Source organism: uncultured Chloroflexus sp. (assembly GCF_938091255.1).
GTDB lineage: Bacteria > Chloroflexota > Chloroflexia > Chloroflexales > Chloroflexaceae > Chloroflexus.
The window spans coordinates 15991-36157 of sequence record NZ_CALLJH010000025.1 but is presented as its reverse complement, the minus strand read 5'-3'; the positions used below and the strand labels follow the sequence as shown (position 1 = coordinate 36157).

Below are 20167 nucleotides of genomic sequence, written 5' to 3'. Positions count from 1 at the left end.
ACACTCGATCGTTGAGTGTGACCACTGTACCGCCCGGTACGGCTAAACAGCACTGTTATCGTGGATTATTACCAAATAATATACCGCACTTTGGGCAAGCGTGTCAAGCGGTTTTGTGCGAAAGTACCAAATCAGCCGGCTCGCCGGATCATTGCTGCTCGGCTAGATTTCCAGTGAGCCGCTGCAACTCTTCGATCAACTGGCGGGCTTTGGGGGAAAGATTGGTCGGCAAAACGGCGCTCACGGTGATGTATAAGTCGCCGTACCGCGGGCTGCCCATCAGCGGCATGCCCTGTTCGGCGATGCGAAATACCCGCCCATTTTGCGTTTGCGCAGGAATGGCCAGCTTCAGCGTTTTACCAGAGAGCAATGGAAGCTGAATTTGCCCGCCCAGCAATAACGTGTACATGCTCACCGGCACGGTTGTGTACAGATCGTTGCCTTTGCGCTCAAAGCGAGGATGCGGCTTGACCGTTACCACGAGATACAGGTCGCCGCGGCGACCGCCGTTCAGGCCGGGTGCGCCTTCGCCGGGAACACGCACCCGCTTGCCGGTATCAATGCCGGGGGGTATCTTAACGGTAATGGTGCGCGGAGTGCCGTTGGGGTTGGAAAACTGCAACGAGCGTTGCGTGCCGTGGTAGGCCTCTTCAAGCGTCAACTCGACGTTCTGCTCGACATCTTGGCCGTTAAGGCTGACATTGAACCCGCCGCCGGGAGAACGCCGGGAGCCAAAGAGGGTTTCAAATAGATCGGCGACATCGGTAGCGTTGCCGTAATCAAACCCGCCATACCCAGCTTGCTCATAGCGGCGAAAATCGCTGCCGAACCGATCATATTTGGCGCGCTGATCTTTGTCAGACAGTACCTGATAGGCTTCGTTAATCTCTTTAAACCGGGCTTCGGCCTGCGGATCGCCCCGATTAACATCGGGATGGTACTTGCGCGCTAGCCGCCGGTAAGCTTGCTTAATCTCTTCATCGCTGGCCGAACGGCTTACGCCAAGCACCTGATAATAGTCCTTCATACACCTGCCTCGCGCCGCAGAGTTTGCCGCCACATGGGTCTGTTTTCGATTGTAGAGAGCATTGTCGCCAGCGTCAAGACAGGCTGTGTTAGATCTGTGTTAGCATAGCAATGGCGCGGGGTATACCCGCGCCAGAGCAGCCGTGTTGCCGCAACGGAACATCAGACAAACTCGAACCGTTCCAATTCGTTGCGCCGGAACGAGGCTAACGCAGCAAGATCGCGAATGGTGCGCTGGATCAGGTCGCGTTCGAGCGGATCATTGTAGCTGCGCACCAACCGCCGGATCGCTTCGTGCCATTCTGGCGGCGGTGTGTAACGGTAGATCGGCTGGCCGCCCATCGTGTTGGTTACGGATAAGAATCCGGATGCGGCTAGTTCGTCGAGCGCCTGTTGCACGCTCCAAATATCGCGGAAGAGCCGTTCGGCGATTGCGGCTGCCGATAGCTCGCTGCGAGGGTTTTCATGAAACATGAGGAGTAAATGCAGCTTAGTTGGTGTATCGAGCACGTGCTCTAACAATCGTTGGACGTGCGGATCGATCATAGTGCTGCTCCTTCCTGCGTGATCAACAGTGATCAGCGTTGCTGAGGGAATAAATAACGACTCCTGCGTCGTGGGAGGAGCACAAATAGCGAGGCAGAGATGAATAATGTTTCAGATCTCACAGAGATTATACACCATCATGGGTTGAAATGCTACTCTTTTACCGGCTTTTTTTACAACAAACGTGGGCGAATAATAACCATTAGTAGTTGTTTATGCAACCGTTCGTCTTTGAGTATAATGAAAGCGACTGAGTTCTAGTGACAGGAGGTCTCGGAATGGCTACGATCCCGGTTGCAGTGCTGGGCGCCACCGGCGCGGTGGGCCAGCGCTTTATTCAATTGCTCGAAGGGCATCCGCTCTTTGAGGTGGTGGCGCTGACCGGTAGCGAACGCAGCGCCGGCAAGAAATATCGCGAGGTATGCCGGTGGGTGCTCGATACGCCGATGCCGGCAGCGGTGGCCGATCTGACCGTGCTTGATGCCGATGCTGATCTGCCGACGCCACTGGTCTTCTCGGCTCTGCCCAGCAATGTCGCCGGGCCAATTGAACAACGGTTGGCCGCCGCCGGCCATATTGTCTGTTCCAACGCCTCCAACCACCGCATGGAACCTGATGTGCCGCTGGTGATCCCCGAAGTGAACCCCGACCATCTGCACCTCATCCCGGTGCAACGGCGCCGGCGCGGCTGGTCAGGCGCGATTGTGACCAACCCAAACTGCACGTCAACCCCGGCGACGATGGTGTTGCGTCCGTTGCTCGATGCCTTTGGCGTGCGCCGCATGCTGCTGGTCAGTATGCAGGCCCTCTCAGGCGCGGGCTATCCGGGTGTGCCTAGCTACGATATTGTCGATAATGTCATCCCGTTTATCGGCGGCGAAGAGCCAAAGCTCGAAATTGAACCGCAAAAGATGCTTGGCCAGTTGCGCGATGATACGATTGTGCCGGCGAGTTTTGCCACTTCCGCGCACTGTAATCGGGTGCCGGTGCTCGAAGGTCATCTGGTTTGCCTATCAATCGAACTCGAACAAAAGGCGACTCCCGATGAAGTGGCAGCCGTCTTACGCCAGTTCCGCGGCTTGCCGCAAGAACTGCGCTTGCCTACTGCTCCTGAACAGCCGATCATTGTGCGTGATGAACCCGATCGTCCGCAACCACGCCGTGATCGCGACGCTGGCCGGGGTATGGCCACGGTCGTGGGCCGGATCCGTCCGTGCTCGCTGTTTGATATCAAGTTGATTGCCCTGAGCCACAATACGATCCGGGGTGCGGCGGGCGCGTCGATTCTGAATGCCGAACTGATGCATGCGCAGGGGTGGTTATGAATGTGCGGGCAACGATTGCCGACCTCACCGGCGATTATGTAATCTATCGCGATTTGCAGCCGTGCGACCCTGCTTTGCCCGGCTTGGCCACGTTACGCACGGTGTTGGGCTTGCCGACCAATGTGACGCCACGTAAGCGGGATGTGGCCTATGCGCGCGTGATTCTTGCTCTTGCCCGCGCGGCGCAGGCGTTGCGCAACGGCCCGCCGCTCACGACTGTGGCTGTGATTGGCGATACCGAGAATGATCGGCTCTTGACCGTTCATTTGCAAAGCTTAGGCGCGATCACTGCATATGGCTTTATCGGCGTTGACCGGCCAGTAGCGCCGGCAACCCTTGAGTGGGCCGATGCGGTAGCGACGGCGACCCGCTGGGCTTTGGTGCAGCAGTGGGCGGCGGAGCTAGCGGCACGGGGGGTGGATTGGGCGCAAACCGCCGTGCTGATCGATATTGACAAGACCCTCCTTGGCCCGCGCGGGCGGTCAGATGGCGCGATTGATGATGCGCGGGCCGAGGCGGCCTTGATGGTTGCCACTGAGTTATTGGGCGACCAGTTTGATCGCAGCTTGTTTCGCCGGAATTATGCCGAGTTGTGCCGGCGGGAATGGCACAGTCTGACCCTCGACAATCAAGACTATACGGTGGCGCTGGCCCTCTTCGCTACGGTCGAGGTGTTTGATTTGCCGGCGATTGAAGTGCAATTGGCCGCCGGCTTGTCGCCGACGCTACTCGAATTGTTGATTGCAGCGCAACAGGTACCGGTTGAGTTGCAGGCGCTGCGCAAGCAATTGATCGAACGAATCGAAGCCGGTGATCCGACGCCGTTTACCCAATTCCGCCGCGCCGAATTGGTGACAACTGCAGCGCGCATGGCCGATGGCCGGCTGGCCCTCAGCAGCGAGCTGTTCCGGCTGGGGCAAGAACTGCAAGCCCGGGGAGCGTTGCTGTTGGCCGCTTCCGACAAACCGGCTGAGTCGGCGTTGCCGTCGCCGGAACAGGCCGCAACCGGTTTGCTGCCGTTGCATCGCACGCCAGCGGTGTTAGATTAGCGTGGCTGGCTGAAACACAGCGTGCGGCAGGTGCCTGCCGCGCGCTACTCTAACGTTGCTTGCGTGTTACCTTCGTCGTAACGAAGCGGATGAATTGGCTCAATCCCCATTGATCACGCGCTCGTGGACGATGTGGGCCGAGGGTAGCAGTCGCTTAATTCGCTCGATCAATTCGTCGATAAAAAAGGGCTTGGTCATGTAGCTATCGACCGCCGCTTCAGCGGCTGCATTCCGCACTTCAGCCGAGTCGTAGGCGGTGACGATCAGCGTTGGCGGGTAATACCCTTGGGCGTGCAACTCTTTAATCAAGCGCACTCCGCTCATGCCGCGCAAATTGTAGTCAGTGATCAGCACATCGAATGGCTGCTCCTTCCAGCGTTCGAGGCCCTCTTCCGCGCTTAATACCGACACGAATTCGTATGGAATGCCAAGCCCCCGCATGGCAAATTCGATGATGCGCCCAATATTATTATCATCCTCTACAAGGAGAATGCGCACTGGATGGCCATTAACTTGCGCGTGTGTCATTGGTCACCCCCCCTGTCGCTTATCCTGCGCCATTGCAAGGAATGAGAGGTAGAGGCGGCGCTGGTAGAATTAGTACTTTAGTCCCATATTAGTGTAGCACATGTTTGTGATTGTCGCTATAACAGTTTTGTCAATTTGCTGCTGGAGCTTGTTATGCTGGAGTTAGGTCGTTGATAGGCTTTGACAGGCCATGAAAGCGAATTTATAATCAACTATAGGGGCTGCCGAATGGTATGACCCGTCTGTCAGGAATATATTACCCTATGCTTTCTGATCAATCTTTGTTGCCACAGTTTCGTCGCAGTGTTATTCTTCTGCTCGCCGTTTACCTCTTTATCTATCCGTTCGCTATCGTATTAGTCGCGCTGGATCGGGTGCCGGTATGGGGCACGTGGATGGGTGGTGCCTTGTTGATTTTGCAAGGCGCGTTGATGGGCGTGTGGCTGACCGTGCGCTATCGCTGGTGGGGGGTGCTGGCAGCCGGCTTGATTCTAGTCATCTCGTGGGCGGTTGAGCACATTGGCGCAACCACCGGCTTTCCTTTCGGGAGTTATTCGTACACTGATGTGTTGCAACCGCAAATCTTCGGCGTGGTGCCGCTGGCTATCCCCTTTGCATGGCTGTTAATTGTCGTGGCCGCTGTTGGCGTCGCCGAGCGGATCCTCAACCGTGATGGCCGTTCGGTAGACGATCGCCTGCTTAATCCGACCCGCGTCTTAACGGCGGCGTCGTTTGCGTTGCTGCTTGACGTAACTATCGAGCCGTTCGCCGTCTACATTAATCGCTATTGGGTCTGGACGAGTGACGAGACCGGTTTTTACTACGGTATCCCTGCGTCCAACTTTATCGCGTGGTGGGTGACGAGCTTGATCTTATCGTGGGTGTTGCTGGCGTTGCGCCAGCAAGCGGCGCGCCACAGCCATGCGCCGCAGCATTTTATGCCGTGGCTACCGCCGGTGTTGTATTTAACCAACCTCACAATGTTCGTGGTCGTTAATCTTGCCCGCGGCCAAGTGTTGCCGGCTCTGATCGGCGGCTTGATTATGCTCGTGCTCGCAGGCGATTGGCTGCTGCCGCGGCTGGCCCGCCGTCTGCGTCGTGTCGCCGAAACCAACCCGTAACTGTATCCCACGTGCGGTCAATCCCCCACCGTCCGCTGAGCAGTGGCTGGAATCGGCCTAGCCGCTGCTCGATAACGTCGGCGCGGAGCGTGTCAACTGCCGCTGTCAGCCGCGCAGCAACATCGGTGCGGATCGCTTCGATATCTTCACGGCTGGCCGGCGGGTGGGGCGGGCCGATTTGTACAAAGGCATGCGGCCATTGCTGACCAAGAAATTCGTAGCGCAGTGCGATCGGGCAGAGGGTGACATCGCCAGCTAGCGCGGCGATGCGGGCAATGCCGGGGTAGATGGTCAGCGGGCGGTAGTCGTTGGCTTCGATCCGGCCTTGCGGGAAGATGTAGAGCGCCCGATCGCGCCGTTCGCGCAATAGGTTCGCGGCATAGATCTGCGCGCGCTGAGATTCGGCGGGATCGCGCCGTTCAATCGAGAAAGCGCCGCACCACGTAAAGAAGCGGTACGCGCGCAGTTGCCGCTCTTCCATCATGAGATAACTGTCAAATGCCCGCTGCATAATCGCGCGGTGAATGAGCATCATCATATACCCATCCCACCACGCCGAATGGTTCAGATAGAAGATGTACGGCCCTCGCTGCGGATCGGGGCGCGGACCGTATTGGGCGAACCAGATGTGATCGAAGCTGCGCCTGAGTGCCGGACGAGCTAACAAATAGTAGATGACTTCATCGGCGATCCAGATTTTGTTGGCTGGGATGCGAGGCGTGACCATAGTGGCTTCGTAGTAAAGATAGACGGCGTCGGGCAGATCAGCGCTCTGCCCGTACTATGGTAGCGCATGCGGCGCTAAGGCTGCGCGCGCGGCCTTATACGCCGCTTGAATGCCGGTGTGTGGTAACGGCGTGTCGTTGGTCAGCGCAAATGCACCGGCAAGCGTAAAACCGCATGTCGCAACCGCAGCCCGCAATTCGTTAAGCACAGCGGCGGCATGCGGCCCGATTGCAACCAATGCTGCGTAGCGTCCGGCCAGATCGGCGGCATAAGCGGCGCGTAGCAGGTCGTTGAGGCGGGCCGGCAGTTGCGGCACGGTGGCCGGCGTGACAATCACGATTAACTCCGCATCGCGCATATCGGCCACGATATCGGCCAGCAGCGCGTCGGGTTGGCCGGAAGGCAACGGGCCGAGAAATGCAGCCCGCTTCACCGGTGGTAATTGGCCGAGCAGCGCGCTCAATACCTCTGGCGCCGGATCATCTTCATCGGCGCTGCCGCAAATACCTAACGTAAACAGATATCCGTCATGCATCACAGGTTGCTTTATCAGACGCCCAGACCCTCAGCCGCAACGGTTCTCGTTATGGTTGAGGGCCGGCGCATTAATCCGCCGCTAGCGCTGTTTCAGGTACAGCAGCGTCAGTTTCGAGGTAGGGTGCAAAAAACCGCTCAATCGCGTCACGGGCAGCGGCAAGACTGGTTGCCGTATGCACCGCCACGCGCAGGTGGTTGCTGCCGGGTAAGCCAACATGGAACTGGCCGATCAACTGCTTGATCTTGTTCAGAGCCAACCGTTCCGGCAATTCTTCGGCGCAGATGGCCATGTACTCGATCAGCAAGTTTCGCTTGTCAGCCTGCGCCGGCGTAAATGGCGTAACCCCGCGGCGCAGATCGGCGATCTGGCGAAAGATCCACGGATTAGCGATCGCGCCGCGCCCGATCATCACCCCATCAGCACCGCTGTCGCGTAACCGAATCAGCGCATTAACCGCTGTTGTCACATCACCACTACCGATCACTGGAATTGAAACAGCACGCTTGACCTCAGCAACCCGCGACCAGTCAGCGTACCCTTTATACCCTTGCTCACGGGTACGCGGATGCAGTGTCAACGCCGCAACTCCAGCAGCTTCGGCTCGCTGCGCTGCTTCGATGTAGTTTAGACTCTGTTCGTCCCAACCAGCGCGAAACTTGAGCGTCACCGGAATCTGGACTGCTTCCCGTACAGCCCGCAAGACACGTTCCATTTTTGGCAGATCACGCAGCAGCGCCGACCCATGGCCGCCGCCGGTCACTTTGGGTGACGGGCAGCCACAGTTGATGTCAATAATGTCGGCGCCTACACGCTCGACGATGCGCGCCGCGTTGGCGACCAGATCAGGATCGTTGCCCGAAATCTGCATCGTCAGCGGGCGCTCTTCCGGTAAATAGTCGAGCAGCCGGTGGCGGCGCAAGGCTTTGGGGCTGACGCTGGCCGCGTTAGTCATTTCGGTGCTGACCAAACCACAGCCGCCGAGGCGCAGAATCATCCGGCGGAAGATGCTGTCGGTTACGCCGGCCATCGGGGCGAGGATGATATTCGGTTCGATACGGATATGCGCGACGTTGTAGGCGGTCGGTAGCCGCGCAATCTCGGCAAGAGTGATGTGTTCGCTCATACCTTTTATTATAGCAGAGAGTGCAGTCACGTTGGCAAAGAGGGTGCATTCCGCGATGGTGTGCGGCTGTTTGACGACTGTTGGGCGAGTTTTCACACTCGCCCTAAAATCTCGCTGCTTTTTCACATTTGTGAAAGTTCTTCCCTGTCTGCTCAAGCTATAGCGCCTCGTATCTTCCGCCGCACACCGACGCTACTGACACGATGCTCTTGGGCGAGGAGGAGGTTATGGTATGGTGTCTCGCTTCGTGCGCGCTCTGCTGCATCGGTTGGGCGATCGCTGCGCTAACGTTCAAACTTTGCTCGATCTGGTTGCCGCCCCATCTGTTGCGCGGCTGCCTAGCGACGACCTTCCTGATCATCAGCGCGATCGTTCTCATCCTCGCTTCTAGCCTGCTCGCCTAGCCGAATGGTTGATTGTGCAAATTGATGGCGCGCGGCATGGCCGGCTTGGGCGTGCTGGTGCGCAGCGAGCGTGGCGCGGTGATCCGGGTCTATACGGGACGCGCGCCAGCCCGCACCAGCAACGAGACCGAGTATTAGGCCTTGAACGTGGCACTGCGTCTGATCCGGCGCGGCTTTCCCAACCGGCGGGTGCGCTGTCTCACCGATAGCCAGTTGCTGGTTGAGCAATTGCGTGGTGCAGCAGCGGTGCGCATCGAACCGATCTGCCTGCTCTGCCAGACCACCCGCGCGCTGATTGACCAGTTTCCCCCGGAGACGTTCAAGCTGGTGCGCATTCTGTGCGACCTTAACCGGTTGGCTGATGCGCTGGCATGGGAGGCGTTGGATGGCCAGTAAGCGTTGCTGCGTCAGGCGGGTATGGGGAGGTAAGGCATAGGCAGATAGTGAATGGTGCGGTACAAAACGTCCCGACCCTACCGCTCGCATCCGATCCCGTCCCGGTCGCCATCAAAGCCATGCGGATCACCATACGTCTGATTTACCCGGAACCGCCGGTGCGGGATGTCGCGGCAATCAAGATCGGGTGGCGGCGGCGGGATGCAGACATCAGGGTAGGCTGGGTGGCATAGCTGGCCGGTTGCCGGTGCAACCGTTGGCTGCGTCGCCGGCACTCTCCGGTTCGCCCACAGGCCGGTGCCATTGTCGCGCGCTCGCTGTTGCGCGGCGAGATAGGTGTCTGCACAGCGTACATCGGGTGGAAAGGTGGCGACTTGCGCCATCCCTTGTTCAACTAGTGCGAGATTGACAAATTGCTCGCCGGCAATGACGTAACGGAGCAGCCTCCCAAACCGATCCCGTTCGCTGACGTCGCGTGCCAGCCAGAGTGGGCCGCTCTCGACAAGGCTGCGGTTGGCTTGAGTTGCCTCACTGTATCCCGGCTGATTGCGCTCAGGTGTATTGACGCCAATGTACCGGACGCGCTCGGTACTGCCGTTGATCCGCACGTCAATTGTGTCGCCGTCAATCACCCGCACGAGCGTGGCCGGTTCCCATTCCAATCCGTCAAGGCAAGCAACAGCTATAGTTGGCGTTGTTCTCGTTGGCGATGGCGCCGGTGATGCCGAATGTGGTGTTGGTGATGGTTGCGTGGTAGTGGGTAATGCAGGAGCCGGGGTTGGCGTGGCAGCCAACGGTTGAGTCACTGGTGGGGTGCTAACGATGGTTGGCGATGGCCGCGCGCCGGGTTGATTGCTGTTATCTGCTGTAGTGCTCATCCGTGCGCCAACGATGCCAATGATGCCGCATATAAGGACGGCGCCAATCAGGATGCTGCTCATCCCGAAGTTTGCGGTAGGTTTACGTCTTCGTCGCATGTGATGTTCCTTTCGCAAACGCGCCAGATGAAACTAGACGCTTGAACGGTTCGATCGTACTCTGCGCCGAACCCGATTGGTAGGGAGTTCTTGCCTGTTTTTGGGCATAAGAACCCTACCAGAGTTGGCTCCGGCGGGGTTCTTAGGTGTCGTGGATCCACACGACTCTATCGTCTTGTCCGATCGCTCATTCAATCACCACGTGCCCTGCCTGTAGCCATTCCCGAGCAATGCGGATGTCCTCTTGGCTCAATTGATGGCCTTGTTCGAGCATAGTCAGCGTGACGGTTGCCCTAGCTGTTTGCAACAGACCCACGAGCCGTTCAGTCTCTGCTATGGTCACTAAACCATCGTGGCTACCCGCTAGTACAAGCACCGGCACGCCCGCTAGCTCAGGCAACGGTTCAGCTTTAAGAGGTGTCATTGGCCGCAACAGGATGGCTCCGGCCAGCACGGCACCGTGAAGTAAGAGGAGCGTGGAGGTAATGTTGGCTCCGTTTGAGTAGCCAACGGCGATGACCCGCTGCCGGTCAACGCTATATTCTAGGGCCGCAGCGTTGAGAAATGCATAGAGCGCCACTGCCTGCCGTTTGATGTCGGCGATGTCAAAGACACCCTTGGCAAAGCGGCGAAAGAAGCGCGGCATGCCCCGTTCCAGCACGCGCCCCCATAGGCTGAACAGCGCGGCGTGCAGCATCAGTTCGCGCCCGATCGGGATCAGGTCGTGTTCGTTGCCGCCAATGCCGTGTAAGAGCAAGAGGGTGGTAGTCGCCGCCGGCGGGTTGGGTGGTGAGATGAAGCAGTGGGTGAAGCTGGTTAGGGCGGTGCTCATGAAGCTTTCGATGATAGATGGCTAGGTTGCGGTTTGGGTTGGGAATATGTCTGCTGCCCGCTCGCACATTTCATAGCATGGCATAGGGTAGGATAGCATGATTGATTGCAATTGACATAATTTTTGTTTCGTGCAGTAGTCGCTCTGCCAAGCTTTAGTTGCGCTAGTTGCGCCCAAAACTGCCTTACATTATCTTGCAGTCTGTCGAAACGGGATTATAATGGCTGCATAACCGCATGGGCCGCCGGCGCAATACCGGCGGTTCTTGTCTTGCGCGAGGTCGTTATGCCTGAACCTGCTATCGTTGCTGAAGACCTGACCTATCGCTATGGTGATTTGCTTGCGGTCGATCACATCAGCTTTACCGTCGCCCCCGGCGAAATTCTCGGCTTTCTTGGCCCGAATGGCGCCGGCAAGTCTACGACGGTCAAGATGTTGACTGGCCAACTCCGTCCGGCTAGCGGGCGCGCGTTGTTGCTGGGGATTGATGTGGCTCGCCATCCCAAGCAGGTGCAGGCCCGCATTGGCGTCTGCTTCGAGCAGCCTAATCTCTACGAGGAGTTGAGCGGCGTTGATAATCTGCGTCTGTTCGCTAATCTGTTCAATGTGCGCGATGTTGATATCAACGCTTTGCTGCGCCGGGTCGGTCTCGATGGTCGCGGCGCCGATCTGGTTGGGCGCTATTCCAAAGGCATGAAGCAGCGGCTAATGATTGCCCGCGCCCTTGTTCATCGTCCCGCTATTCTCTTTCTCGATGAGCCGACCGAGGGGCTTGATCCGACCTCTGCCGAGGCGATCCGGCGCGTCATGCTCGAAGAACAGCAACGCGGCGCGACGATTTTTCTCACCACTCACGATATGTACGAGGCTGACCGGCTCTGTCATCGGGTCGCCTTTATCAATAGCGGCAAGATCGTAGCCCTCGATACGCCGCATAATCTCAAGCAGCAGTACGGCAAGCGCATGGTGCGCGCCGAGGTGGTTGGTTCCGATGGGAAGTTGCTCACCCGCGAGATTATTCTTGACCGTCCCGAAACGCCGACTGAAATTGCCGATCTGCTCGCCCATCAACAGGTGGTGACGCTCCATAGCGAAGAAGCGACGCTAGAGGATATTTTTATTCGCCTGACCGGTCGCGGTTTGGCGTAATGTTTTGTCATTGCGAGGGTGCAACGCGCCCGAAGTGATCCGCCTAGCTATAGGAATCTACCTATGAACGCTGCTGCCATCTGGGCGTTGATCCAAAAAGATGCTCGCCTCTATTTTGCCAATCGCTTGTTTGCTTTGGTGACGGTGCTCGGTTTGGTGGCCTACGCGGCGATCTATTTTCTGTTACCGGCTACGGTTGATGAGACGCTAAAGGTGGGGTTGGTCATTTCCGAAATGCCGCCGGCGCTAGCCGAGGCGCTCGATGACGATGCGGTGGTGGTACAGCAGTTCGCTTCCGTCACCGATCTGCGCGCCGCCGTGGCTGCCGGCGAGGTGACGGTCGGGTTTGCCTTTCCGCCCGATCTGTTTGACCAGCTTCGCCAAGGCGCCCGTCCGACCGTGGAGTTGTTGCTAGCCCCGGAAGTGACACCTGACTTTGTCAGCGTTTACGAAGCGGCTGCCCGCGAGTTGAGTTTCAACCTCACCGGCCAAGCGTTACCGGTCACGATTAGTGAGGTGATCCTTGGCCCCGATCTGGCCGGCGCGCAGATCGCGCCTCGCCAGCGTATGTTGCCGCTCTTTGCGGTGCTCGTGTTGATGGTTGAGTGCCTCGGTTTGGCTAGTCTGATCGCTGCTGAAGTCGAGCAGGGGACGATCCGGGCGCTGTTGGTGACGCCCCTGACGATGCGTGGCCTATTTGTCGCCAAGAGTCTGTTCGGTTCGCTCTTTGCCTTTGCGCAGGCGGTAATACTGCTCGCCGTCACCGGTGGGTTGGCGCAGGCGGCATTCCTCAATCTGACCGCGCTGCTAATCGGCTCAGTATTGATGACCGGCGTCGCGTTTTTGATCGCTTCGCTTGGCCGCGATCTGATGTCGGTGATGGGGTGGGGTATGCTGGCGCTGTTGATAATGGCCCTGCCCACCTTTACAGTCTTGATCCCCGGTTTGGCCGCCGATTGGATCCGGCTCATCCCGACCCACTATCTGGTTGACACGATCTACCGCACGCTCAATTTTGGTGCAGGCTGGGCCGAGGTGGGCAGCAATCTGCTGCCGCTGGCCGCTTCGGCTCTGCTCTTGCTGGCGCTAGGCATGGCCATTTTACAACGGAGGTTCGCATGAGTCTGCGCCGTATCCTTGCCCTGCTCTACCGCGAGGCGGTGCAGGGGCCAAAAAACTTTATTTTCATCTTTACCATTGTGGTGCCGCTTGGTCTGAGTTTGGCGCTCGGCCTGATCTTTGGCACGTTCTTTAGCGGTAAGCCGCGGCTAGGGATCGTCGATCCCGGCGCTTCCCGCCTGACCCAACTGGCCGAAGCGATGCCGGGCCTGATGGTGCGTCGCTACGCGAGCGAGGCCGAGTTGCGCGACGCGACGGCGAATGGGGCAGTAGATGTGGGATTACTGGTATCAGCCGATTTTGATCAGCGCGTGTTAAGTGGGCAACACGGCAGCCTGACCGTGTATGTTTGGGGTGAGAGTTTGCTGCGCGATCGAGTCTTGATTGGTACCGCGATTGCCGATTGGCTGCGCGAGCTAGCCGGTCACGAACCTCCGGTCACCATCGCGACCACGATGCTCGGTGCGAACAACGAGCTGACGTGGCAACAGCGGTTGTTGCCGTTGCTGGTCTTGATGACGGTGGTGTTCGGCGCGCTGATGCTGCCGGCCTCATCGTTGGTCAGCGAGAAGCAGCGCCGCACCTTGAACGCGCTGCTGGTGACGCCGGCGACCCGCGCCGAGATCTATGTCGCCAAGGGGGTGCTTGGCGTGGCACTGAGCACGGTGATGGCGCTGCTAGTGCTGGCCCTCAATGGCGCATGGAGCAGTCAGATGTGGTTGGTGTTGCTAGTGCTCTTCCTCGGCGCAGTGTTATCTGCTGAGTTCGGCATTCTGCTCGGCGTGCTGGTCAACGACATCAACTCGCTGTTCGCCACGGTCAAGGCGCTCGGTTTGCTGCTCTACGCGCCGGCGCTGATCGGGCTGTTCCCGATGATTCCGCAATGGATCGCGCAATTCTTCCCGACCTTCTACATGGTTGATCCGGTGATTTCCATTGTCCAGCGCGGCGCTACCCTCTCCGATATTGCTGGTCAGCTTGCTGTGTTGGCCGTGATGATCGTAGCATTAGCCGGGGTGTTGCGGGCGGCCCCTACCGTCCGGCTAACTGTCTAATCAAACTGGCAAAACTTTCAAACGGCAATGCGCCCCGCACCAATTGGCCATTGACAAGGAAATTGGGCGTTGAATTAATACCCAATCGCGTAGCCGCTTCAACCTCAGCCAACACCGCCGCTTCGGTCGCCGGGTTGTCGAGGCAGGCGATGAGCTGCTCTGTATCAACAGCGAGGTTGCCGGCCAGCTCGATCAACGTTGCTCGGTCGCGCTTCGGCACCCCGCCCCACTCCACCCCGTGGGTTTGGAACAGCATCTCATATACCGGCCAGAACCGATCTTGCGCTGCCGCGCAGTGGGTCACGCTCGCCGCCAAGACTGCCGAACCATGGATCGAGCTTAGCGGGAAGTCGCGCACTACCAAGCGCACGACCCCGGTCTCGACAAACTCGCTGATAATGCGCGGGCGCGTCTCGTTGACAAAGCGGGCGCAGAAGGGGCATTCATAGTCGGTGAATTCGATCATGAGCACTGGCGCCTTGGGATCGCCGAGCGCTCGCGGATCATCATCGGTCAGGTTGAGCAACTCAACCAGATTGATCGCTGGCCGTGGTGTTGCCGTAGACCGGGCCAATTCGGTTGGCGCTGGCGGGACGGTCGGTAAGCCTTGGAGAGCAATTTGTGTTTGCCGTACTTCAACGGGCGAGCGGGTTGGGGTAAGCGGGGCGGTGCTACCGCAACCGATCAAAACCACCGTGAACAAGGTCAGCCAGAAGTGTGCAAGGCGCATAGTGTTGGTCCGTTAGCGGCGGGCATCGTCGGGGCCGGTTCCAAACCGGCCCCAAGCTACCCAACCACGGTTTCAATCACCCGTCCGCTGCGGCCAACGTTGCCGTTGCTCCCAGTGGCCGGCTCTCGCCGCGCACGAAGCCGGGTACGTCGACTCGCTGCAAGATCAGGATGCAGGCGACAAGACCAATTGCTTCGAGCATAAACACGCTCGCATAGGCGATAGTATACGAGCCACTGGCCCAAAGCGCAACATCACGCACCGCACCGCCGGCAAAGATACCGAGACCGCGGAAGAGTAATTGCGTCATCGACCACAGGCCAAGATACGCTGCCGCGTGCCGTTCGGTGGTCATGGCGGCCAGCAACGATACTGCGCCGACGGTATAAATGCCAAAGCCCAAGCCAAACAAGAATAGCACCGGAATAAGCAAGGCTTGCCATTCGGTGAGCGCGATCATACTGAGCAAGAATAGCGGCAGTGCGGTGGAGGCCAATCCAATCATCGCTACGCTAGTCTGCTCGTGCGCGGCGCGGTGGCGGGTGAAGTAGACTGTGCCCAAGAGACTGATCATCACTCCAACCCCCCAGTAGGCGTTGAAGCGGGTGGTCTGGCCGTTATCTAACCCAAACACATCACCGCCGAACGGTTCGAGCACCGCGTCTTGGGCGAAAGCGCTCACCGCCCCTAGCGCGAGGAAGAGGAAGAACCAGCGCGCTCGCTGATCCGACCACATCTGGCGCAAGAGCGGCAGAAACGGTTCGGGTGGGGTTGGATCAACGTTTGCCACCGCTTCCGCTGGGCGTTCCGCTCGCCAGAGGGCAAAGGCGATAAACGCAAACGCGATGGTCATTCCGATCAGCACGAGTCGCCAGAAACTAGCTTGATCATACACTGGCATCAGGCGACCGTAGATGACTCCCGCCAACGGGAAGCTGATCACCAAAAAGACCTGCACAATCGCCAACGCTTGCCCACGGCGAGCCGGCGGGGCGCTATCGCGCACGAGGCTAAGGTAGGTAGCTCCCGAAATAAGGGTACCAACGCCGTAGATGAGAAAGGCAAAGAATGCTAGCCCCCACCCTAATACCGATGAGGGATTAGCCGCCAACAATCCGGTTACGAATGGCAAGAGTGGTAACGATAACAGCATTGGCAAACGTCCACCCCAGATAAAGGGCAGTCGACGCAGTTTGCCGGGCGGGCGCAAGTCTGAGCGGTATCCGGCCCAGATGCTGAGCGGCGCTAACAAGTAGCGCAGCGCCGATAACAACGCGACCGGTGTGGCAGCGAGTGCTAAATCGGTAATCAACACCCGATTCAAAACACCTGATGTCAACAGATCAATGAACGATGAACCGATGTGAAAGGTGCCCAGTTTCAGCGTGCGTGGCACATTCAAGCGTTGTTCTTTCGCATCCACGGTTCACTCCTCTGCTTCATAACCAGCAACGACTGCCAGTTGCACTTCATTCGCCACTCGGCTGATCCGGCGCAAGAGCCGAGCGCTCTCAGCCGGACGCAGGTGGGCTTCCTCGGGGAGATCCATTGCCGCCTCAACGAGCGAATCGCGAAAAAAGAGCGCCGCGGCAATTGCATCGGTCAGCGGCAAGCCGGTGGCACGGGCCAGCCGGGCGTATTTCAAGCCAATAGCCCGCGCCTCTTCGAGTAATGGACTATGCTCATCGTGTGAGCTTACATAACGCAACACCACTCCCATCAACTGCTGGCCGACTCGCCGCCATTCTAGCCGTTCATGCTCCTCCATCGTCATCATCCACGCGGGTGCTGTCGAAGGATTTGATAGTTCGCTTCGTGTCTGCGCTAAGGCTTTGCTAGCTAGGACGCTACTGATCGATTGCGCCGGCAAGGGCCGCCGCGCCGCCAGCGCGAGAATATCGGCGCGGGCAAAACGGCGGTGCCCACCGGGAGTGATGTACACCGGCACGGCCCCTTCATCGGCCCAGCGCCGTAAGGTCGAGGCATGCACCCCTAACAACTGGCTGGCCGCCGATAATGAAAGATAGGTTGGCGGTTCTTTGTCGCTCATTGTTCGTTTAGTTACTCCCCGCGTGTCATTGCGAGTGCAACGGAGCGAAGCAATTCCCCACTCCCCCACATTGTCCTTGCGCGCCGCCGGAGGCGGTGAAGCAATCTCCCACGAGTACGGATGTGCCTTGTTCTAGCATCCATCCCGCCGTAGCGGGGGATTGCTGCGGGGCTGCGCCCCCTCGCAATGAAAAGAGGCTGCTCACGCGCTAATTGTCAACGTTCGCTCAACGCACCCTTAAAATCGCAACCGAGCGTATGCCGCAAACAACCTGCACCCTCACCTTTGAAGAGTGCGTCGCTCCACCATCTGTACTGTTAGTTATACACGGCGCTCGCAAGGCTCAGGAATCTCACTAAAACTACTCAAAACTTTATATAGTATAACATAACTCCCGCTGCACAAGGTATTGCGCAGCGGGAGCGTGAAATGATCGTGAGCGAGGTTGTGTTATTTCAACCGAAAGCCGAGCTGGTGCAGGACATCGCGCAACACATCGCGTCCCGACAGGCTCTGCGGTCCGGCGACGCGCTTGGCCGAGTGATCAACCCAGTCGCCTTCGACATTCATCCGTTGCGCGGTGTAGAAGGCGGCCATCGTGGCGTTGTAGTGCTCAACCGCTGGCGGCACTTGCTCAGGCTGGTACACTTCGCGATGCAGGACGGCAGCCTGCGGCAGGCGGGGCTTGATCGCTGCTGGCCGGTCAGGGTTGGGTTTACCGACGCACATGCCAAACACGGGCATCACCATCGGCGGGAGGCGCAATTCGGTGGCGACATGGAGCGGTTGGTTGCGGATTGCGCCGATGTAGACGGTGCCAAGGCCGAGCGATTCGGCGGCGATCACCGCGTTTTGCGCTGCGAGCGCGGCATCAATTACACCGACGAGCCACATTTCAAGGTAATCTAACCCGTCGTGCGGCATCTGGCGCGCTTCCGCCGCCTGCGCGATCCGGTTGAGATCGGCGAGCCAGACCAAGAAGAGTGGCGCACGCCTGATGTGATTTTGGTTGCCGGCCAGTGTCGCTAGCCGCTCTTTGCGTTCTGGGTCGGTCACTGCCACCACGCTCCACGTTTGCAGGTTCGATGACGTGGCAGCCGATTGCGCCGCTGCGATTAAGGTTTCGAGCGTGCCTTCCGGCAGCGGTTCATTGCTATACGAGCGCACCGAGCGGTGGCTGAGCAGCAGATCGATCGCCGGGTTACTGATGATCTGTTCGGGTATAGCATCGCCGTACCGTTGGCGCAAAAGTTCATGCGTGGTGAGGGTTGTCTCGGTCATGGCACTCCTCAGGTATCTGCTATGTCTTCTATCAGGATTGATTATACACGGTCTCGTAGGTGTGGCATCAGCAATAGTATGCCGGGATAGTAAGGTAAGGGCGGGTTGCAAACCCGCCCTTACGATCCGTCTCGCCGCTTTGTACGCACCTATCCCATCGCTACGACGACGTTGCGCCTTCCACCCCTTCCCGGCGCTGCGCATCGATAATCGTGATCTCAGGCGCTGGCCGGCTAGGAGCCGGGAGTGCCACTGCTTCACGGCGGCGGCGTACCAGTGTGGTGTTCGAGCGCGCCAGCGCCGCGGCAAAGCCAAAAGCTGGCCGTTCCGGCTTCTCGCTCGGCGGTAAGTAGGGATGTTCGGCCTCGACGCGGGCCAAAATCTCGTTCACATCAATATCGGTCAGCTCGTTGCGCAAGATCAACGCCTCGGCGATCGCAATCACTGCCATCCGGTTCTGCTCAAGCATTTGCTTGACGATCCGGTACTGCTCTTGCAAGATCGCCTCGACCCGCGGCTTGACATCCGGCGCTGACAACCCTTGCATTCCAAAGAGCAGGTACGAGAAGAAGCTGTTGTCCATGCCATACGCACCGACCATCATCGCCGCAATGCCAGTTGCGCTCTGCAAGTCACTGGTGACGCCGCTCATTTGCGTGCCGAGGAATAGTTCTTCGGCGGCGCGGCTGGCCAGTGCGATCTTGATCCGGTCGAGCAACTCTTCGCGAGTGCGGGTGTGAATCTCTTCTTCCGGCTTCCACGCTGCAAAGCCGAGCGCGTTGCCGTGTCGCACGATCGTCACCTTGGTCAGGCGCTCTTTCTTGAGCAGTTTGACGGCGGCGTAGGCATGGCCGGCTTCGTGGTACGCTATTCGCCGGCGCTCTTCGTATGACATGCTGCGGATCGGCTGCTTAAGACCCCATTCGTGGATCTCGCGCGCTTGGGTGAAGTCCCAGTAATTGATTGCAGCGCGGCCATCGAAGTGGGCGTGGATGGTAGCTTCGTTGATCACATACTTGATCGCCACTGGTGTATAGCCGATCGTGTCGGCAACCATGCGATCAATCGGCATCGGCTCGTGCTTGACTTTGCTTAGGTAATATTCGATCACTTCGCGGCGGCCATCGGCGTCGGGTGGCTCCACCGCGATCTTGCGGTCAAAGCGACCGGGGCGCAACAGCGCGGCGTCGAGCGTTTCGGCAAGGTTGGTAGCAGCCATCGTCAGTACCGGCGGCATTTCGGCCTTGCCGCGCCGCAATCCGACGAGACGCAGCAGCTTGCCCCACCATGTCTGCTCTTGCGGCGGTGGATCCATCTGCAACAGCAGCTCGTTAAGCAAGCTGCTGCCACCACCCATCATGCCGCCAACACCCATCACCACATTCTCGCGATTGCTCATGCCTGCGCCAGCAGCGCCAGTGCCCATTAAGTTCGAGCTGCGGGCCATGCCAATCGCGTCAATTTCGTCAATAAAAAGGATGCATGCGCCGTATTCGCGCGCGAAGCGACGGGCTTTACGGTAGAGGTTCATCACCTTAATGTTACCCATACCCATCCACGCCGAGAGCAACGATGGCGCGCTAAGGTAGCCAAACGGCACCCCGGCTTCAGTTGAGATCGCTTGCGCAAGGTAGCTCTTGCCAGTGCCCGGAGGCCCAATCAGCAAGATGCCACGGGTGACTTCGCCACCCATTTGCTTAAACTCTTTCGCACCTTTGAGTAGCGTCACCACCCGACGCGCCGCTTCCAACACCTCGGGATTGCCGCGGTAATCTTTGAAGCTGACGCCCGTTTCACCCGGCTTGACCCAGTAGATGCGGGTTCGGGCCATAAAGAAGTACATCAGCCAGAACTGGAAGCCGATGAAAAAGAAGAGGTATACGGCCACCGGAATGATTTGGAGGATCAGATTGCCGATTTCACCGGTGATAATAATGTTAAAAATGCCGGGGAGGAGGTTAGCCGCTAGCCAGATGCCAATGCCGAGAAAGAGCATCAAGCGCAAGAATCGAAATAGCTTCCAATTCCAGCGCTCGAACAGTTTCGCGATCTTTTTCTCTAGCTCCTGCTCGCGATTCGTAGCGGTTGAATTAGGGGTTGGGTGGTAGGGCTCAATTGCCATGCGCGACTCCCATTCCAAAATTGACGTGACGGCTGTGCGCTGATACGTTGACGTTTCGAACGGGGGAAAA

Annotated in this window: 21 protein-coding genes; 8 read left to right on the top strand and 13 right to left on the bottom strand. The window is 58.5% G+C overall.

The annotated features are described in order from the left end of the window. Window positions 1-148: 148 nt before the first annotated feature. Both Q1A00_RS09480 and Q1A00_RS09475 read right to left on the bottom strand, forming a co-directional pair. Window positions 149-1027, bottom strand: a complete 879-nt coding sequence (locus tag Q1A00_RS09480; RefSeq protein WP_298406699.1) for a J domain-containing protein — start codon at window positions 1025-1027, stop codon at window positions 149-151. Between the two features lie 161 nt (window positions 1028-1188). Beyond that, window positions 1189-1572: a hypothetical protein gene (locus tag Q1A00_RS09475; RefSeq protein ID WP_298406701.1), complete on the bottom strand. Its 384-nt coding sequence runs from the start codon at window positions 1570-1572 to the stop codon at window positions 1189-1191. 278 nt (window positions 1573-1850) lie between these two features. Between Q1A00_RS09475 and asd the strand changes: the two genes are divergently transcribed. Both asd and Q1A00_RS09465 read left to right on the top strand, forming a co-directional pair. Beyond that, window positions 1851-2897 carry an aspartate-semialdehyde dehydrogenase gene (asd, locus tag Q1A00_RS09470; protein ID WP_298406703.1) on the top strand — a complete coding sequence of 349 codons (1047 nt, stop codon included), beginning with the start codon at window positions 1851-1853 and terminating at the stop codon, window positions 2895-2897. After that, a complete protein-coding gene (locus Q1A00_RS09465; RefSeq protein ID WP_298406704.1) occupies window positions 2894-3946 on the top strand; it encodes a hypothetical protein in 1053 nt (350 codons plus the stop codon). The genes asd and Q1A00_RS09465 overlap by 4 nt, the downstream gene beginning before the upstream one ends. A gap of 99 nt (window positions 3947-4045) precedes the next feature. Here Q1A00_RS09465 and Q1A00_RS09460 read toward each other — a convergent pair whose 3' ends face one another. Beyond that, window positions 4046-4474, bottom strand: coding sequence for a response regulator (locus Q1A00_RS09460; protein ID WP_298406705.1), 429 nt, complete (start codon window positions 4472-4474; stop codon window positions 4046-4048). Between the two features lie 263 nt (window positions 4475-4737). Here Q1A00_RS09460 and Q1A00_RS09455 point away from each other — a divergent pair, with 263 nt between their 5' ends. After that, window positions 4738-5595 (top strand): carotenoid biosynthesis protein, encoded by an 858-nt coding sequence (locus tag Q1A00_RS09455; RefSeq protein ID WP_298406707.1) that lies wholly within the window; start codon window positions 4738-4740, stop codon window positions 5593-5595. Here Q1A00_RS09455 and Q1A00_RS09450 read toward each other — a convergent pair. The 3 genes from Q1A00_RS09450 to dusB form a co-directional block, all read right to left on the bottom strand. Continuing rightward, window positions 5516-6322 (bottom strand): lysophospholipid acyltransferase family protein, encoded by an 807-nt coding sequence (locus tag Q1A00_RS09450; RefSeq protein ID WP_298406709.1) that lies wholly within the window; start codon window positions 6320-6322, stop codon window positions 5516-5518. The two genes, Q1A00_RS09455 and Q1A00_RS09450, sit on opposite strands and share 80 nt — an antisense overlap. A gap of 54 nt (window positions 6323-6376) precedes the next feature. Further along, window positions 6377-6856, bottom strand: coding sequence for an NAD(P)H-dependent oxidoreductase (locus Q1A00_RS09445; protein ID WP_299756460.1), 480 nt, complete (start codon window positions 6854-6856; stop codon window positions 6377-6379). Window positions 6857-6926: 70 nt separating this feature from the next. Continuing rightward, window positions 6927-7982 (bottom strand): tRNA dihydrouridine synthase DusB, encoded by a 1056-nt coding sequence (gene dusB, locus Q1A00_RS09440; protein ID WP_299756457.1) that lies wholly within the window; start codon window positions 7980-7982, stop codon window positions 6927-6929. Window positions 7983-8209: 227 nt separating this feature from the next. On the opposite strand from dusB, the gene Q1A00_RS09435 reads away from it, so the two are divergent. Together Q1A00_RS09435 and Q1A00_RS09430 are read left to right on the top strand one after the other, a co-directional pair. After that, complete coding sequence (locus Q1A00_RS09435) at window positions 8210-8386, top strand: hypothetical protein (RefSeq protein ID WP_299756454.1); 177 nt, start codon at window positions 8210-8212, stop codon at window positions 8384-8386. A 141-nt stretch (window positions 8387-8527) separates the two neighbouring features. Further along, window positions 8528-8782 carry a hypothetical protein gene (locus Q1A00_RS09430; RefSeq protein WP_298407165.1) on the top strand — a complete coding sequence of 85 codons (255 nt, stop codon included), beginning with the start codon at window positions 8528-8530 and terminating at the stop codon, window positions 8780-8782. A gap of 77 nt (window positions 8783-8859) precedes the next feature. Here the strand turns inward: Q1A00_RS09430 and Q1A00_RS09425 are convergent, their stop codons facing one another. Next, window positions 8860-9759 carry a thermonuclease family protein gene (locus Q1A00_RS09425; protein WP_298490110.1) on the bottom strand — a complete coding sequence of 300 codons (900 nt, stop codon included), beginning with the start codon at window positions 9757-9759 and terminating at the stop codon, window positions 8860-8862. Between the two features lie 187 nt (window positions 9760-9946). Beyond that, window positions 9947-10591 carry an alpha/beta hydrolase gene (locus Q1A00_RS09420; RefSeq protein WP_298407160.1) on the bottom strand — a complete coding sequence of 215 codons (645 nt, stop codon included), beginning with the start codon at window positions 10589-10591 and terminating at the stop codon, window positions 9947-9949. A 285-nt stretch (window positions 10592-10876) separates the two neighbouring features. Here Q1A00_RS09420 and Q1A00_RS09415 point away from each other — a divergent pair, with 285 nt between their 5' ends. The 3 genes from Q1A00_RS09415 to Q1A00_RS09405 all read left to right on the top strand — a co-directional run bounded on the left by Q1A00_RS09415 (window position 10877) and on the right by Q1A00_RS09405 (window position 13914). Then, window positions 10877-11740, top strand: coding sequence for an ABC transporter ATP-binding protein (locus Q1A00_RS09415; protein ID WP_298407157.1), 864 nt, complete (start codon window positions 10877-10879; stop codon window positions 11738-11740). Window positions 11741-11803: 63 nt separating this feature from the next. Then, entirely contained in the window at window positions 11804-12862 is a 1059-nt protein-coding gene (locus Q1A00_RS09410; protein ID WP_298407155.1) for an ABC transporter permease, read from the top strand. Then, a complete protein-coding gene (locus tag Q1A00_RS09405; RefSeq protein WP_299756448.1) occupies window positions 12859-13914 on the top strand; it encodes an ABC transporter permease in 1056 nt (351 codons plus the stop codon). Before Q1A00_RS09410 ends, Q1A00_RS09405 begins: the two co-directional genes overlap by 4 nt. Here the strand turns inward: Q1A00_RS09405 and Q1A00_RS09400 are convergent. The 5 genes from Q1A00_RS09400 to Q1A00_RS09380 form a co-directional block, all read right to left on the bottom strand. Continuing rightward, complete coding sequence (locus Q1A00_RS09400; protein ID WP_298407151.1) at window positions 13892-14644, bottom strand: DsbA family protein; 753 nt, start codon at window positions 14642-14644, stop codon at window positions 13892-13894. The two genes, Q1A00_RS09405 and Q1A00_RS09400, sit on opposite strands and share 23 nt — an antisense overlap. Before the next feature lie 76 nt (window positions 14645-14720). Continuing rightward, window positions 14721-16067, bottom strand: a complete 1347-nt coding sequence (locus Q1A00_RS09395) for a BCD family MFS transporter (protein WP_298407149.1) — start codon at window positions 16065-16067, stop codon at window positions 14721-14723. A 3-nt stretch (window positions 16068-16070) separates the two neighbouring features. Next, the gene (locus tag Q1A00_RS09390) at window positions 16071-16694 is read right to left on the bottom strand and encodes a helix-turn-helix domain-containing protein (protein WP_298407147.1); all 624 of its coding nucleotides are present in this window, start codon (window positions 16692-16694) and stop codon (window positions 16071-16073) included. Between the two features lie 450 nt (window positions 16695-17144). Further along, window positions 17145-17975, bottom strand: a complete 831-nt coding sequence (locus Q1A00_RS09385) for an NADPH-dependent oxidoreductase (RefSeq protein ID WP_298407144.1) — start codon at window positions 17973-17975, stop codon at window positions 17145-17147. Between the two features lie 160 nt (window positions 17976-18135). Continuing rightward, entirely contained in the window at window positions 18136-20097 is a 1962-nt protein-coding gene (locus Q1A00_RS09380; RefSeq protein ID WP_298407141.1) for an AAA family ATPase, read from the bottom strand. Window positions 20098-20167 lie beyond the last annotated feature (70 nt).